Genomic DNA, 16,559 nt, shown 5'->3' on the forward strand with positions numbered 1-16,559 from the left:
CGGTTCTTTGTTCATTTACCATACGATGACAGGACGAAAAAATGGTTCCCATCGAATTAATCGCACCTTCCCTAAGTGTCGACACCGACGCTGCTATGTCAGATGACGGTCTTCCCGATTACCTGACATTTATCAGGTGGGTTGCAGATTCCACAGGTTTTGCCATGCAATCCAGTTACGTCAGATATGACTTTGTTGAAAACGCGGTGGACTGTCTCATCCTTTTGGGCGCAGAGGTCCATAGCCGACACTGGAACGAAGCTTTTCAGCAGGGCATAACCCGGGCTTGCGAGGAAAAAGCGCTGGACGAAGCCACAGACCGACTGCTCGAAATGTTTTATCAGAGCTACCCTCTCTGAATTAACACGACGGTCTGAACAATTTAATCATTTGTCACCCTGACGGGACTTTTGTCCCCGTAAGGGACAGGGTTCCTCAATTTTAAGGAATCCTTCATGAACGAGTATTTACCTGAACCATCCTTTCACATTCGTGCCCGTGAGCTGACTGCGCACAAAGTGGCGCTTGTTAATGCTGAAGGTGATTTGCTGAGCATTGCAGCTCTACGTCGCCTTGGCCTTAACACTCAAACCGACATAGATGGCTTTGCGTACTATGTCTGGGACATGGCTGCTGTTGCACAAGACCTCGCAGCATTGTCTGTACGCAATCTTATTCCTGGATCCTGGAAGTCTTTCTTCAAAGGCCTTTGCAATATGGCCAGAGAAATTGACGACGCTGCCTGGACGTTTTTTTTCGGGCGCGCGGTCCAGGATGAAGAGAATCTCATAAGCGAAGATCGCTGGATGGACTGAGCCGGACCATTGGGTTCAGCCTCAACCGGATTGCGAATGAGTCATACACTAAAAGCTGGCGTCATTGAGACAAACGCGATAACCCATGCGGGGAAAACCTTCCCGCATCCGCGGTGACGGTTTTCTCCGTATTCATCAAGGAGAAAACCATGAGCAGTATAATGCTGATACTCATCACCCGTACCACCCGCATGCTCAGCAGCCTTACAGAGGCAATGAAGCAGCGACAGGCAGAATGGTTTACGAACCGCAGCGGTTACAGCAGTTTCCGCGTTGAGGTCATCGAGTCTGATGACGGATATACCGCCATCATTTCGCGCAGAACGGGTTACAGTTCACGCGACTGGCACTATCAGCAGCTGGCCAGCGCCGGTCATTTTTCCTCTGCCCGTAAAGCCTTACATGCTGGACGGCAAATGGCGCAGCAGATGGCCGGACTGCGTTACCGCTTCGACTGAATCGTTCTTCATTGATTGACACTTCCCGGAGGGACCTTCCCTCCCGGGGAGGTTTACTCCTCATCTTAACTGGAGAGAACATGATCCGCTTTACATCAACTGAACTTCGTCCGCTGCTCACTAAAAATCTGGGTATGCAGCGCCCGCTGATACTCGAAAAGAACCAGGGGATTTATATCCGCATACCCGATGACCGACGCCCCGGGGAGTGGATGAAAGCCTGGGCTGAAGGCTGTAATCCGTCAAAAGATTCTGGTTGGTCAGATGTCGCCGACGGGCTGATCCCAGATAAAGAATTCTCTTTCAAAACTTTCTTGGCACAGAGCATGTTCGATGCGGTGCTGAGTAAACATTGTGACCTGCTGATAACCCCCGTTATCAGTGACCTGAATAATGCGCTGACTCTTCATAAAGAAACGCAACCACCGTTGAAGATTTATGTGCCGGTGGGGCAATACCGGGATAGTGTGCAGTGGCTTTATGAACAGTCGTTGCGCCACTTTCATGCCTGCGTGGGTAATGCTGAACGTCTGAGCTGGCGTTCACAGGCACTGCGTGTTCTGGATCAGGTAATACGCCTGGACTCAAAACGGGCCAAACCCGCAGATCGGGAGATGTTTAATCGTGCAGTCGCAAGCGTAACTGATCGCATCCGTACCGTTATGTCAGACGGCTCCTTACGCTACTCCTGATAACTGATTTTTCCACTCACTGGTGGCGCATTGTCCGCCACTGGACAGGATGCGCCCCTTACTAAAAGGCAGCATCTGATGAAAACGACTTCTGGCCGGCGTAAAGCGGCAGAACTTAACACTCCCGACCTGTACCAGCAGGTCACAGACAAAATCATTGTTGCGCTGGAGAACGGCGTCCCCCCCTGGCGGCGGCCATGGCGTTCGGCTGAAGGCGTGCACGGCAGCAGTTTGCCGGTGAATGCCGTCACCGGCCGTGCCTACAGTGGTATCAATGTTCCGCTGTTGTGGATGGCTGCTGAAGAGCACGGTTACGCCTCCGACCGCTGGATTACCTTCCGGCAGGCGAAAGACGCCGGCGGATACGTCAGAAAGGGCGAAACCAGCGCGCTGGCCATCATTTACAAACCGTTTGAGAAACAGGCCCGGGACAGCAGCGATAACCTGCTGTTTAGGGATGGTGAACCTGTCATGGAGCAACTGGCCATGATCAAACAACTGCAGCTGTTCAGTGTTCATCAGTGTGAAGGATTACCTGAATCTGTTACCGGAAAGGTTACTCATACTGCACCGACCGGGCAGCACTCTGATCTAAGCGCAGTTCAGCTTAAGCAGGTGCAACAGATACTCAGCGCAACCGGCGTCGGGTGTGATCATCGCCGGCAGGACCGGGCGTATTATCGCCCGGGCGCAGATCGCATCGTGATGCCTACGGCGCCGCAGTTCCTTACGGAGGCGGATTACTGGTCCACGCTGCTGCACGAGCTGGTGCATGCCACTGGTCACGGGAGCCGACTCAACCGGGAAGAGATCACCTCTTCATCGCGGCAGTTTGGTGACCCGGTATACGCCTTCGAAGAGCTGATAGCGGAAACCGGCAGTGCCTTTCTCTGTGCGCAGCTGGGTATCACCGGCGACGTGCAGCACGAAAGCTACCTCGCCGGCTGGCTGAGAGCACTACGTGAAGACAAACGAGCAATTTTCCGGGCCTGTCGTTTCGCCCGTGAAGCCTCGGAATACTTACTTGAGCCCCTGAACCGGAATACCGAACAGGCGGCATAACTAAACTGGCGGCTGCGGCCGCCATCATCCCCCTGGGGGCATCTTCCTCAGGGGGATGCCCTCTTTTCGTTTTAACCGACAAGAGGAGTTTCACAATGTTTTCATGGTGCCATAACCGTCTGGAAATCACCGCCAAATCGGTCTGCCTCGATGTGATGCAGCCCTGGATTGCCGGCACGGAAAAACCGCTTTACCGGCAGGCCATACGGCAGGCTACAAAGCTGTTTCTAGCCGGCTGTGCCGGCATATTGAAGCCCGTCAGGGCGGTGGAATACACACCTTACCCAATGCTTACCGCATATGGCGCGGGTGCGCAGACCTCACCCAACCAGGCTTTCCAGCACTTCATTGAGCTGCTGGAGCAGGATGCATGGATCGACACTAAAACGGTTTCCCGCATGGAAAAAATTTGGCTGCAGTCCGGCATCGATGCGCTGAAGTGGGAAGCTGTTCCCCTTTCAGCGCGGCAGATAATGGCGCAGTTGATTGCCGTGCACTATGCCGACTGGTTTGGCGTTGCCGGCGCAGGCGGTCACTTCGACCCGCAGGAGCGCTGGGAATGGCTCAGCATCATGCCGGAGGCAACCTGCCTCTGCGACATGCTGATGGTGATGCCGTCACGTCTGGCCACTGAGCTCAACGGCGAAAGTGGTTTGTTCACCGGGCTATGCACGACATCAGAACTTTATCTGCAGCTGTTTGGCATGGCGTTTCCGGCTGGCCATCAGGCCATCTGGAATCGGGATGAAGTCAGCTCACTGACGCTGAGCTTCACATCTCCCTGGTATCCGCCTTCAGGCGAGGTGATGGGCGAGATGTCGCAGCTGTTTGACTGTGAAATCAGGCACTACTGGATTTCACCGGAAGCCGGCACGTCAGGCTACAACTGTTTTGACCGGGGCGATCACGTTGACAGCGGTCCTTACCCGGCAGAGGAACTGCGCCAGTCGGCAGCCAGTGATGGGGCCCGTATGTATCTGGTGACGCCTGATAAGGCAGCGGTACCTGCGTCCGGCTTAGCACATTACGGCAGTATCCGTGCATAACACCAACCTGAACCGGTTTATCCGATTCACTGACCGGCCACAGCGAAAGCTGTGGCTGGTTTTTTTAATTTAAGGGCATCGCCTCTCTTAAGAAGCGTGTTATCTTTAATGGGAGAAGCGCGCATGCAACAAGTCATTAACTGCCTAAAGCCTTTTTATCAATCCTCAGCCAGACTGCACTTCTACAATGCCGCCACACCATTTTAAAAACGAAAATTATATCATCATAGAATTACTGATTTCGGTGAAAGCGTTTCACAATATCAACACACTCTCCTTCATTATTGTGAAAGAGAGAGAAGTGGTCTCCATCAACTAGAGTGATGTTATTTGCAGCCCCCAAGCGCCTGAGATGGTTCATGATTTCATCTTTTTCTAAATACCGACCTACACCATCGCGCGCGTAAATTAAATTAATATTTCGTGACAATTCCTCGTCTGGATAGATTCTAAACTGCCGATGCAAAGAAATTGCTCTATTGAGCAGATGATTCAGAGAAACGAATCGGATATCTTCATCTTTGAGATGAGTGTCAGGTAAGTAGTTAAACGGCATAAAATCAAGAAAGCTGTCGATAATAGTGACAATGCATTGCTGCCCTTGACGAATTGAGCGTCTGGCCATTTCATAAGCAAGACAACCCCCGAATGAATGACCAATAAAATGCATCTTCTGTCCGTATTGTGGTAGCTCAATTAAATGTTCCCAAGTTTTATCAGCAAGCTCATCAAATGATGATACAACCTGTAAATAACTATTATAATTTATCAATTTTACGTTAAATTCTGGGGCGAGTTTCTTAAACCAAGGTTGATAAACCGCTCCCAACGTCCCAGCGCCGGGCAGGAAAATAATTTCTTGGCCTTCTTTAAACTGAACTGCTGGAGGCGTATGTGTAAGACGGTGAAAGATGCTAATGGCTAACTCATTTATTGCAGGCGCAGCGAAAATATCTTCGTAATCTAAGCGAATTGAAAAGGTCGCCTTTATTCCCTCAAGTAATTTGAGGATATCTAACGAACTCGCACCGGAAGCTATTAAATCACACTTTATATCAAGTGTAGGCTGGGAGAGAATTGCACAGCAGAGAGTCATTAATTTCTCTTCTACTACTTCCTTGCTCGGAATTTTATTGTATTCTGGAGGGTTTTTGCAATTAAATAAAGTGCCAACCCATTCTTGAGATCGAATAAGAAGCTCTTTGCGATCAATTTTTCCATTATGATTAAGAGGGAAAGAATCAATAACATATATAAAGCTTGGAACCATATAAACAGGAAGAATCTCTCTTAAACTCGCTATCAGCCCCTGATCTATGCTGAACCCTGATTCAGCAACTACACATAAAATAATTTCTTTATGGCCATGCACATTTGCAATACATGCAATTGCTCTACCAACACCTCCCAAGCTTTCTGCAGCTAATTCGACCTCACTCAGTTCGACTCGGTGGCCATGGATCTTAACCTGATTGTCTTGGCGTCCGACGTAGTGCAATCGTCCCTCATCATCGATATAACCATTATCACCTGTAAGATAAACAGTAGCGTTAAGCTCATTGAGAAAAACAAAACGCTGTAAGGTAAGCTCGGGCGCGTGCATATAACCACTTGCAAGATTTAATCCGGACAGCACAATTTGTCCTATTTGCCCTCGAGGCAATAGGGCCATTTCATCACCAATAATAGCGACCTGGTTACCCGGCAGAGGCACGCCGATCGGTGTTGTATCTTCAAAACTGGTAATATGATATTCAGTAGCATATGTGGTGAATTCTGTTGGACCATAAAGATTGTAAAAATCTGGCATATTTTTGGCGAAAGCGAAGTACCTTTTAACTAAATTTGGCGACAATGCCTCTCCCGCAACATTTACTCGCAATAGAGTTTGCGGAAAGGCACGGTGTTCGAGCAAATATTCAAGTACTGATGGTACCGTATTTAACAAGGTAAAATTATCGTGTTGCCGTAGCTGTAAGGCGTTATCTAGCACGGTTAAGCATCCGCCACTGCACAATGTCGCAAAAATTTCATAGATACTCAGATCAAATGAGAAGGAGGTAATGAAAGGCACTCTACGGAATATCTTATCCCCAGCAGTAAGTGACCAAGCGATGAAGGCTGTAAGATTTCCATGGCTTAGCATCACGCCTTTTGGCGTTCCGGTAGAGCCTGATGTATAAAGGCAATAAGCTAGCATTTGTGTTTTGGCTGATAGAAAATTTGTAGGGCTGCCAGTTAGGACTGGCAGCGGTAATGAGACATTAACATTGATTATGCCCTTATGTGCGTCCTCATCAATCCATTCTAGAGTTCTATCGGCTACTAAAAAACGGCATTGGCTGGCCTCGATAATTTTTTTCTTGCGAGCTGCTGGAAACTTATGATCCATAGGCATAAATGCCATATGGCTGCGCAGCAAAGCGACTAGCACAGCGATACTGTCAACAGTTCTTGTTAAATCACAGGCGACAATTCTTTTCTCATTGTGAGCGAATAAGAACTTTGATTGAAAATATTCTGCCAGTTCTTTACTACGAGTTTGAAGCTGCGCGAAAGTGAGTGAAGTACCGGTGGGGCTTCGCACGCAAATTTTATCGGGAAAACGGGCAGTTATCTGTTCCAACCAGTCCAGTACCGACTCATCTCTTGTTAACTGGAGAGGTGGTGTACTGAGATGACTTACGCTAGATAAGGGATTTACTGGCACATCTGGTTCAGACAGTTCTCCTGCGATTGCATTAAGTAGCCCGGAAGATATAATATCAATTTCATTGTCAGTGTAGACCGAGCTATCGTATTCAATTTGTAAGGAAAATTTCTTATCTGAAATTTTAAGAAGATGTAAAGACAGAGTAAATAAAGAGGTCCTGTTAGAAATAAATAATCGTGTGTAGTTGTTATCATTAATAGTCAGATCAACATAATTCACCAAAATTTGAAAAATCGGATGCGTATTTTTAGCAGTTTTTATATTGAGATTTTTAATAAGGTCATTGAGAGAAAATAACTGATGAAGACTATTGCTCAACAGTTGCTTCCGAATAAGCATCTCTCCTCCACTCATTGCCATTGCACCTGTCAGCAATAGTGGTAACGTATTTTCATATAGCCCGATTTGACCTTTAAGGCGTTCATGTCTTCTGCCCGCATAAGGAATACCAACTATTAATTTTTCCTGCAGTGTCGAATGGTGATAAAACATGCAGAAAGCTGACAAAAAACGGGCTAAAGGATGTTTGTTCGTAAGCAAGGCTGTATTTTGCAACTCGCTAAGAGGTAAATAACGGGATTCTATTTTTTTTAATTTTCTACTGCTGTGTTTTTTATTCAAAGGTAAACGTGCAACAGTTGGAACTTCAAAAAGCAGAGTTTTCCAATAATTAAGGCTTCGTTGGTAGGCACTACTGTCATAATAACCATGCAGTTCTTCGACAAACATGTTGTAGTCATCATGGTAGAGTATTGATACATTACTAGTGGCAGCATAGATTTCCAGTAAATGATTGAGGAAAATACCGGCTGATATCCCATCCCAGAGAATATGACTCGACTCAATCAGAAAGAGGTATCCCCCGGTTGAAATTTCAAGTAGGTTAAAGCGGACTAATTCGTCGTCTGTAAACGCGATAGGCCTTTGAGTTGACCAGCGAGATATTGCCTGATGGAGGTTATCATCCTCTACGAAGAGGCAACCATGGTATAGATCAAAATCCCGTGTATGATAAGTTTTTTTCCGTTCGTGACTGACTTGCATACGTAATTCTTTGGCTCTCTGATTGATAACAGCATTTATTGACACTCTAAGTTTCACAATGTCGAACGGTATGTCTGATGTGATAGCTATGAGCATCTGACTTAATGCAGTACTCCCAGTGATCTGCTCAGCAGTGATGAAATTATTCTGTGTGGTGGTTAACGGAAAAAAGTTATGCATCTGTCAACCTCTCTCTATCAGGCGGATGATATTCCCACTAAAGAAAGCATTAAGGGCAGCGGGAGAAATCTGTTCAATAATCGCGTTATCAGAGGTAATCCCCTCAACAAGGTGCTTAAGGCCTCCAGACATTCGTGTGACAGGCCAGTCTGAACCAAAAATTATTTTATCTTCTATTCCCGAAAGCAGAACAGATAAGAGCTGTTCTTGCCACTTGCCCGGGATAATTGCTCCGCTAATACCACCGGTATCAATATAAATATTTCGCCAGTTTCGTGCCAACTCAATAGCTTCTTCAACATAGGCCACCGCCCCATGAGCCAAAATGAAATTTACTTCAGGAAAATCTCTGGCTGCCGAGCAGATCAATGAAGGAGGCATTAGAGTAAGATTAAGAGACTGTACGGTCGGACCCGTATGAAGTAGTACCGGCAAAGATTTATCCCTACAGTATTCATAGAATGGATATAGGCATTTATCTGAGGGTGAATAGCCACAAGGGGGATAAAGTTTGAGTCCATGAAACCCGTAATTTTCAATTGCTTCAATAAATTCATCAAGTGCGGCTTTTCCCCGCATAGGGTTAACTCCCGGGAATACATAAAAACGACCGGGATGTTTTTTTGTAACGTGATAATGAGCTTTGTTAATTTCTGTCTGTGGTAAAGGCATCAACATTGCTGATGAGAAATCAGGGATTAGCAATACGGTGCTATTGATGGACGCTGAATCCATTTCTGCGATTAACTTGTCTCCATTATGATCGTTGTGCTGCATGATTAGCATTTGTAAGATCTTTTCAAGGGAAATCCTTTCACCATAAGCAGTCATTTTTCGGGTAATATTTGCGGCAACATCCTCAAAAAAACCAGCCGGAATGTATCGAGTTGAAGCTAAATGACAATGTCCATCAATTATTTTCATCTTAATAACCTCGATGAATTCTATGCTAATAGCTGAGAGAGTTTTCGGATTGTAGAAATTTTATCTATTTCAATTTCACTGAGATCGATGGTGGTATTGTAGACATCTTCCAAATATGAGAGAAGACCAAGCAATCCCATCGAATCTAGTATTCCGCTTGAGAACAAGTCATCGTCTAAACCAACTTCACCCTCGAAATCATCACGGGATGTTATATACTGATGTATAGTATGCATTTTATCATCCATTATGTAATTCCTTATCTTTGATTGATAGAATACGCATCAAATTCTTACCCATTATCATGCTAACGTCTTTTTCTTTAAGTTCTGCTAACGGACCATCATTCGATAAGAGGATGCTCATGATTTTTCTATTTGAGAGAGTCATCTTATATGCAGGCCAGCTTGTTCCAAATAATATCTTGTGATTAAAACCGCATTTAAAAACGTTCCTGAGATGAGATATCCACAACAAATCACTTCCGAGATTGGCAAATCCACTACAATCTAAATATACATTCTCACGATAAACTGCAAGATATGAGCCTTCATGAAAATTATAAATGGCACCATGCCCTAATATAAAATTGACCCCACGAAAACGTCTTGCAGCTTCATCGATTAATACCGGATTACCAAAGCGGTAGTCTAGGGCTTGCCATCCTGGCCCCGTATGACTAAGGACGGGAAGACCATAAGCTTCACAAATTTCATAGTATGGGAACAAGCTCTTATCAGAGGGAGAAAAACCACATAGAGGATACACTTTTAACCCATTTATGCTCCCCGATTTCACTTTATTATGGAAAAGTGTTACGCCATCACTTCCATATCGTGGATCAACACCCGCAAAGACATGGAAGCGTCCTGGATGACGCTTACAAATATTTTCATGCAGTTCTATTGATTCTTCAGGGGATAATAGTGATGGATATAGATAGGAAAAGTCAGGGGCGACCAGCACACCCTGATCAATACCGCTATTATCCATCTCGCTAACTAATTGGTCACCATCATGATCATTATAATAATTTTTAAGTTTATTAAAAAGCTTTTCAGTTTTTATCTTTTCTCCAAGTGCTTGCATTTTGTTTTGTATGTTAATAGCCTGATCATGAAGAAAATTGTCAGGTATCAACCGATCTGAAGCAATGTTTATATGCGTGTCTATGACTGTGTATTGCATATTTGAACCTCAATAATTCCATCATATTATCTTCTATAAGGATTGATTTATAATATAATCCTCAACCTTCTTTCTGCTTATTTTCATGTTGGCCGTCATAAAAGCTGGGTTGTTAATTATAGATTCATTCGAATAAAAAATATGTCGTACTTTATAATCCTGACTTAAAGACAGGTTAGCCTCTTCAATCATTTCCTGAGATAGGATAGCTTCCTCCTCAGTCAAATTATTACGGGATACAAGCATCGCCGGGGCCCGCTTAGACGCATAAAAAAATACAATAAGTTCACAGTCAATCCCTTTTTTTTCAAATGCCAATTCAATTTCACGTGGATGGATTTTTTTACCATTATCCAATAAAATAATTTCTTTAGAACGTCCAACTATATAAAAAAATCCTTCCTCATCTTCAACAACAATGTCACCTGTAACGATGTTTCCATTAGGCATGAATATTTCAGATTCGTTAGCATCAGGTTGGAGAAAATATCCCTGTGAAAGAGGCCATGATCTATTAACAGATAATCCTCCTTCTGAGTTGATAATTAAGTGTTTTCTATCAAGAGGCTTACCTGTGCTACCATATTTATAACTATCCAGCGTATTCCAAGTTATCATCCCTGTCTCAGTAGTTCCATATGCTTCCAACAGATGAATGCCGTTTTGGTCAAAATTATCAAGAGTGGCTTTATCTATGGGTGCCATGCCGGTAATACAGAATCGGATATTTCCGCCCATTATCTCGTTCAAAGTCATATCTTCTTTCTGACGCATTTTATAAACCTGCATCACCGTACGATAAAACACAGGCGGGGCGATCAGGAAGGTGGGTTTAAAGGCCAGCATGGCTGGGAAAACACCCTTGTAATCACAAAGACAAAGGCTAGCCTTGCTGAGCAGACATCCATAAACTGACAATCTTTGCTGGAAATTAGCTAAGGGTAAAAAAATTAGATGGCGATCCTGCTCAGAGAGTTTATAATCCTTTATAAAACGATTAATTACAAAGTCTGCTCCTTTCTTGCTAATTATAAGGCCCTTGTCATAGCCGGTTGTTCCTGAGGAATACACTAAAGACAGGCAGTCCTTATTGAATGAGTGTTGATGTTGACGATTTATTACTAAGCTATCATTAATTTCATCTGGGTGACGAGCTGTGGTAATGTCCAGAGCACCTGCTTCAATCAACGAAACATCATTAGTAATAAGTATGGCTAATGTGTGTTCGGTGAGAAAATCATTTATATTTCTTAACTCTGGCTTTTTGTTAAACGCTTTCAACCGGAGCCCACAGCGCAGCGTAGCTAAATCCCATAGTAACCAACTCACAGTATTTGGTGCATATATACCAAGAAGGCCCCCTTCATCCAAAGATAATGATTCAAGCCAATTAGAAAGTGAACGCACCTCAGACTGAAACTGACTACCGGCAAGTGTTGTTAAATATCCATCCTCATAGAAGCTAATAGACCCCTGCCACTGAACATCCGGCTCAAACAACGTCTCGTAAAACTGTTTCATCAATACCTCCACGCATTAATTCATTTCTCACTCGAGGAAAACCATGTTCATTCAGATAAAGATGTAATTTTACATTGGTAAGAACATCATATGGCTTAATATCGTTGTCCCAAATTGCTGTGATATGTACCCGCGTTGTATCCGGAGTCAATTCAATGAGCTTGAGTACCCTTTCACAGCTTTTCCAGATAAATCCTTCTGAAGCCTTTGAGACATAACCGTCTTTATGAAGTTCTAAAGTGTTATCCCAGCAGCCAAGGTCATCTCCTATTCGACCGTAAAATTTCACCCTCTCATTACATGGATAGTTGGTACGCCCGTCGCTGAACAGTTCAAATAGTGTTGGATTATTATGTACCTTATTCAAGAGATTTTTGATCGGAACAGGCACGATAATTTCAAAAGAGGCTTGGTTTTGACTCCAGTTATCAAGATCTACAGAGTTAATTTTGTTCAATACATAATCAAGAGTCTTGCACGCTTCTGCAAGATTATGCGAATGACTGTTTAATGGAGGCTGAACTCTCAGAACATTGAGGTTATATAGGCAATAAGACGAAGTTACATTATTTTCGTATAGCAACCTTAAAGCTAATCCCACTATCAGTGGGGATGTAAAATGAATACCGAACATTAGACCATCGCCGGTTATTCTACTAATCAATTGTGGGTATTTATCCTGCAGACGACCAAGTTCCGGCAATAAAATTCCTGACAGCATGTTAATGTGGGAAATAAACGCTGGCGCTGATGCCGTCCTAAGCACCTGACGTGCAAGTTCACAGCTGACGGGATTGCCTCCCAGACTAGAACCAAATGAGGAAGGGTGATCACTTAAAACACCCCAGAACTCATGTCGAGTCAAAACTGCAGAAATCGGTAATATTCCACCACCGAATGCCTTGCCTATGCACATTATGTCAGGAATCACTTGATATTTTTGGAAAGCAAACATATGCCCCAAACGTCCAAAAGCCGTCTGCATTTCATCAAATATAACGAGCGCCCCCTTTTGATGAGCGAGTTCAGTTAAGTAAGCTAAAAAGCCTGCGGGCGGAACATTTACACCACCTTCAGCCTGAACAGGCTCAATGATGACTGCTGCGATGTCCGCATTTAAAGCATTATCCAGTGCAGTTTCATCTCCAAAGGGAAGTATGACAAAGGTTTCTTTCATCAATCCCGGATAAACTTGGTGATGCTCATCCCTGCCTGCAGCGCTCAGCGTGGCTATGGTCTTCCCGTGAAAACAGCCTTCAAAAGCGATGATTTTTTTCCTACGGGTTACAGCCATTGCAATTTTAAAAGCATTATCAATAGTTTCTCCGCCACCATTAGCAAAGTAACAACAATCGAAGTTATTATCGGTCGCCTTGATTAATTCATCTGCAAGCCTTATAGAGGCTTCTTCAAACATTATTTTTGTACTATTAATATTTTTATTATTCAATGCGGTTCTGAGTGTATTTACAAATTCCGTATAATTATAGCCAAACGATTGATTACCATATTGGTCGAAAAGAGCAAAAAAGTTATTTCCATTCTCATCCGTGATAAATTCATTCTCACCTCGTGTCTGGATTCCGCATCCCATAAGATAAGACAGGCGGGAGTAAGAAGGATGATTTACCTTTGACTTTAACTCGGCCAATAACTGACGACTATTCAAACGCCCACCGTTTTGATAACTAAAAAAATCCTTCGGTTTTTTTGCTTCGCGATAAACTGCGTAATCGTTATAAAAGTAGCGAAGAAGACGCTTTTGAACGTTACTTCCATGTAGATATAGATTGTATGAATGGCTAATATCCAGAAAGCCAATAATACTTAGAGGTGCGCCCGTAAAACGAGGGTCTTTATATGGTGCACTTGCAGGAATGAACCCTAGGTTTTTATAGTAATAATGGAGATCGCTATGGTTTCCATCCGCAAAAAAGTCGCCTAAAATATGAGTGGCACCTCTGTTTACGGCATAAATAAGCGCCGCACGCATCATTGCAGGTCCAAGTTTTTCATTGCGCACAGAAGGTAATGAAATCAGATGGCCAAATTCGCACAAACAGTTTTGGGATACACGATATCTGCTGAGTTCGGCAAATTCGTCGCATGGCAGTCCTAAAGATGAGTCTGCTATAACTTTTACAGTAGCTACGGGCTCGTTATTTAATTTTGCAACTATATATACACAATAATTATCAAATCTGTCAAATGATGTGATGGTATCATCTACATGGTTTAATCTTCCCGCCTCTTCCACGTATACTTTATGTCGAACACTTAGTACGTCAGTAAGGTCGCCAGTGGCTTCGATTATTTCCCATTCAATAATTTCCATTATTTCATCCTCTTCCTGCCTGAATTCTGGCTGCAAAAATAACACCGCTGATAATCAGTAATACTCCGAACCACTGCATTGTGTTCAGTCTCTCGTGAAGCAACGGAATTGCCATTATCGCGGTTAATAAGGGAATAAATGGTGACAGCAGTGTTGCATGGTTTGCTCCTATTTTTCGAATGCTATAAGTAAAAAGCAGCATAGCTATTATTGAACTACCTACACCCTGCAAAATACCCTGTACAATAATATCATTTATAGGGATTGCATTTAGTTTATCAATGCCTTGCATAAATATATAAAAAGGAACATAGATTAGCGAAATAACAGATATTGTAGAAGTAAGTTCATAAGAGTCTGCCTGCCACTTACGTGATAACAATGTAAACCACGCCCAAGATATACCTGATAAAAAGAATAAAACGTCGCCTATTATAACTAAATGATTCAATTGCAAAATAGAAACGCCAGTGAAAATAAACAAGCCGATAACAACTGCAGAATAACTACTAAGCTTAAAAAGTTTCTCTTTAAGTGTTGATTCTTTCGCCAAGGTCATCAATGCGACTATGCAGGGAACTGTTCCAGTATTAATAGCAGCAGCGTGAGCAGCTGGCGCGTATTTCAATCCATAATATATAAGCAGCATATAAGGAATGCCAGCCACTATGGCAAGCGCTACTCCTTGTTTCAAGGTTAGAATATTTTGAGAAGTTTTCTTTCTCCAGATGAAAATTGGTAGCAAAAGTATACCTGCTATGCTGTAACGGATGAATGCAAGTTCGTATACTCCTATGCTATTTTTTACACCATATCTTGAGACGAGAAACATGGATGCATAAATTATTACTGCAAGTACTCCAGCAATAAATCCCTTAATCCCGTCTTGCCATTTCGACATTTGAGTTGTCTTCTTCATTTTTTTCGTTTCGGATTCCAGATAAGACATCTTTCATAGCCTCAATGTAAGAACTTTCCGTAGGATACTCACCTTTGTTTCTCTCATTTACATACCTCAAATTATGAGCGCAAACACTAGGATGCGAGTGATGTTCAATGTGATAGTTATTGTGATTACTGATGTAAGACCATATTGGATTGGTTTTATAACTTCTGGTATTTTTTGATACCTTTCGATCTAACTTGTCTTTTCCTATGTGTTCAGGCACTTCAATGAAGAAATGCAATGGCTCGCTAATAAAAAACCAAGCAAAAAACCACGTCAGCAATACATTCACTCCAAACACCGTATGAAGAATGGCCAGTGAAAAAATATATAGGAAAATAATGTAATATTCATGCCTGAATTTTCTCTGTTGTCGCTTTCCTCTGATAACTGTAGGGTAAACTCCTTGCGTCGTATTTATCATGGTTACCATAAATTGGAAAAAGCGAGAAGCATTTGTGATGCGAGTAAAAAGACCACTGATTGTTTTAAGTTGTTCTGGCTTATAATCAATAATCTCTTCATCTTTATCAGTGCCGAGAAAAGTATGATGGTGTAAGTGCTGGGCTTGGTAATGAGTGTAACTGACCAGCATCGGAACACCATAGATGACTCCAAAGAAGCGATTATACTTGTTAGATCTGTAAAGGTTGTGATGGAGACACTCGTGCTGCAATTCAACACCATGCGCGATGGTGATACCAAGAAGAATAACCGAGAAAATGTAAATATATATATTTGAAGCAATTATACTTAAAATAATCGAAGAGATTAAAAAACAGAAGTAAATCACAGTCTTAGAAATTGTTTTTCCCTTTTCTTTTTTACTAAAATTTCTGATTTCTTGTTCTGTTATCATCATGGACCTCTGTAGTGTTTACTGAAGAAAATGATTTAGGGAAGGTGCGATTAATTCGATGGGAACCATTTTTTCGTCCTGTCATCGTATGGTAAATGAACAAAGAACCGCCCAAAACACTGAAAACGATAGATGAACGGCAATCATTGTAGTCATGAACAGAACTTTGAATGATTAAATCGCACCTTCCTTAGAGAAGATATCATTAAGTAATCTTATTGGATAAACGAACGGAACGCATAAAAAGTGAAGAGAAATTAATGTCTGCCATGTTTTAAACATTACTAACATTGCGGCCTATGGTGTTATAATATTTTTTTCTTATGGGTGAGTTTTGATGGGATTTTGTATGTTTGTATGTCTAAATGTGGCTTTTTCTATATTTCAGACACTTACGGTAATATTGATAGCGCTACGGGGAGTTCAAAATCTTTTTTATGCTGGTTTCAATAGAATTTATGATTGGTGACCCCAGCGAAATGAATAGATTATTTTTTCCACAAATTTAACAAGGGGTATGAAGATATCTTATATCTTGGGGTGTTAAGGTGTTTTGATAAGATGCACTGTGTATACAGGATGTATTTCGCATCTACTACATAAAGCATTTATCACTCCAGATTTGTCCATTGACGAAACCGTTAAATGTGAGCCATACATGACCTCTGATTTGAACGGTTGTTTTTCTTCCGAGTTGGTGAAACGCGAATTCAGATAATAAGTGCAACGCTTGGTCATGTGGATGGAGGGACGGTTAGCTACCGATAAGCTATCCT

At 42.8% G+C, this 16,559-nt stretch carries 14 protein-coding genes; 6 read left to right on the top strand and 8 right to left on the bottom strand.

From position 1 onward, the window contains the following. Positions 1 to 41 precede the first annotated feature (41 nt). The 6 genes from ACSZO1_RS16695 to ACSZO1_RS16720 all read left to right on the top strand — a co-directional run bounded on the left by ACSZO1_RS16695 (position 42) and on the right by ACSZO1_RS16720 (position 4,073). Positions 42 to 359, top strand: coding sequence for a hypothetical protein (locus tag ACSZO1_RS16695; protein ID WP_437614565.1), 318 nt, complete (start codon positions 42 to 44; stop codon positions 357 to 359). A gap of 96 nt (positions 360 to 455) precedes the next feature. Continuing rightward, the gene (locus ACSZO1_RS16700) at positions 456 to 815 is read left to right on the top strand and encodes a hypothetical protein (protein ID WP_437614567.1); all 360 of its coding nucleotides are present in this window, start codon (positions 456 to 458) and stop codon (positions 813 to 815) included. Positions 816 to 964: 149 nt separating this feature from the next. Next, on the top strand, positions 965 to 1,273 hold the full coding sequence (locus ACSZO1_RS16705; protein ID WP_437614569.1) for a hypothetical protein: 309 nt from the start codon (positions 965 to 967) through the stop codon (positions 1,271 to 1,273). An 80-nt stretch (positions 1,274 to 1,353) separates the two neighbouring features. Beyond that, a complete protein-coding gene (locus tag ACSZO1_RS16710) occupies positions 1,354 to 1,965 on the top strand; it encodes a hypothetical protein (protein ID WP_437614571.1) in 612 nt (203 codons plus the stop codon). A gap of 78 nt (positions 1,966 to 2,043) precedes the next feature. After that, a complete protein-coding gene (locus ACSZO1_RS16715; RefSeq protein ID WP_437614573.1) occupies positions 2,044 to 3,027 on the top strand; it encodes an ArdC family protein in 984 nt (327 codons plus the stop codon). 95 nt (positions 3,028 to 3,122) lie between these two features. Further along, entirely contained in the window at positions 3,123 to 4,073 is a 951-nt protein-coding gene (locus tag ACSZO1_RS16720) for a DUF1281 domain-containing protein (RefSeq protein ID WP_437614575.1), read from the top strand. Between the two features lie 232 nt (positions 4,074 to 4,305). On the opposite strand, the gene ACSZO1_RS16725 is transcribed toward ACSZO1_RS16720, so the two are convergent. From ACSZO1_RS16725 to ACSZO1_RS16760, 8 genes are read right to left on the bottom strand one after another with little or no spacing between them, the layout of a single operon-like run. Continuing rightward, positions 4,306 to 8,010: an AMP-binding protein gene (locus ACSZO1_RS16725; protein ID WP_437614577.1), complete on the bottom strand. Its 3,705-nt coding sequence runs from the start codon at positions 8,008 to 8,010 to the stop codon at positions 4,306 to 4,308. A 3-nt stretch (positions 8,011 to 8,013) separates the two neighbouring features. Next, positions 8,014 to 8,934 (bottom strand): amidohydrolase family protein, encoded by a 921-nt coding sequence (locus ACSZO1_RS16730; protein ID WP_437614578.1) that lies wholly within the window; start codon positions 8,932 to 8,934, stop codon positions 8,014 to 8,016. A gap of 20 nt (positions 8,935 to 8,954) precedes the next feature. Next, positions 8,955 to 9,182: an acyl carrier protein gene (locus ACSZO1_RS16735; RefSeq protein WP_437614580.1), complete on the bottom strand. Its 228-nt coding sequence runs from the start codon at positions 9,180 to 9,182 to the stop codon at positions 8,955 to 8,957. After that, positions 9,175 to 10,122 carry an amidohydrolase family protein gene (locus tag ACSZO1_RS16740; protein WP_437614582.1) on the bottom strand — a complete coding sequence of 316 codons (948 nt, stop codon included), beginning with the start codon at positions 10,120 to 10,122 and terminating at the stop codon, positions 9,175 to 9,177. Before ACSZO1_RS16740 ends, ACSZO1_RS16735 begins: the two co-directional genes overlap by 8 nt. Before the next feature lie 33 nt (positions 10,123 to 10,155). Next, on the bottom strand, positions 10,156 to 11,643 hold the full coding sequence (locus ACSZO1_RS16745; protein WP_437614584.1) for an AMP-binding protein: 1,488 nt from the start codon (positions 11,641 to 11,643) through the stop codon (positions 10,156 to 10,158). Further along, entirely contained in the window at positions 11,615 to 13,978 is a 2,364-nt protein-coding gene (locus ACSZO1_RS16750) for an aminotransferase class III-fold pyridoxal phosphate-dependent enzyme (RefSeq protein WP_437614586.1), read from the bottom strand. Before ACSZO1_RS16750 ends, ACSZO1_RS16745 begins: the two co-directional genes overlap by 29 nt. Positions 13,979 to 13,982: 4 nt before the next feature. Then, positions 13,983 to 14,879 carry a DMT family transporter gene (locus ACSZO1_RS16755; protein WP_437614588.1) on the bottom strand — a complete coding sequence of 299 codons (897 nt, stop codon included), beginning with the start codon at positions 14,877 to 14,879 and terminating at the stop codon, positions 13,983 to 13,985. Continuing rightward, positions 14,854 to 15,783 carry a fatty acid desaturase family protein gene (locus tag ACSZO1_RS16760; RefSeq protein ID WP_437614590.1) on the bottom strand — a complete coding sequence of 310 codons (930 nt, stop codon included), beginning with the start codon at positions 15,781 to 15,783 and terminating at the stop codon, positions 14,854 to 14,856. The genes ACSZO1_RS16755 and ACSZO1_RS16760 overlap by 26 nt, the downstream gene beginning before the upstream one ends. Positions 15,784 to 16,559: the final 776 nt, after the last annotated feature.

Source organism: Erwinia sp. V71, from assembly GCF_965644245.1.
Lineage (GTDB): Bacteria > Pseudomonadota > Gammaproteobacteria > Enterobacterales > Enterobacteriaceae > Erwinia.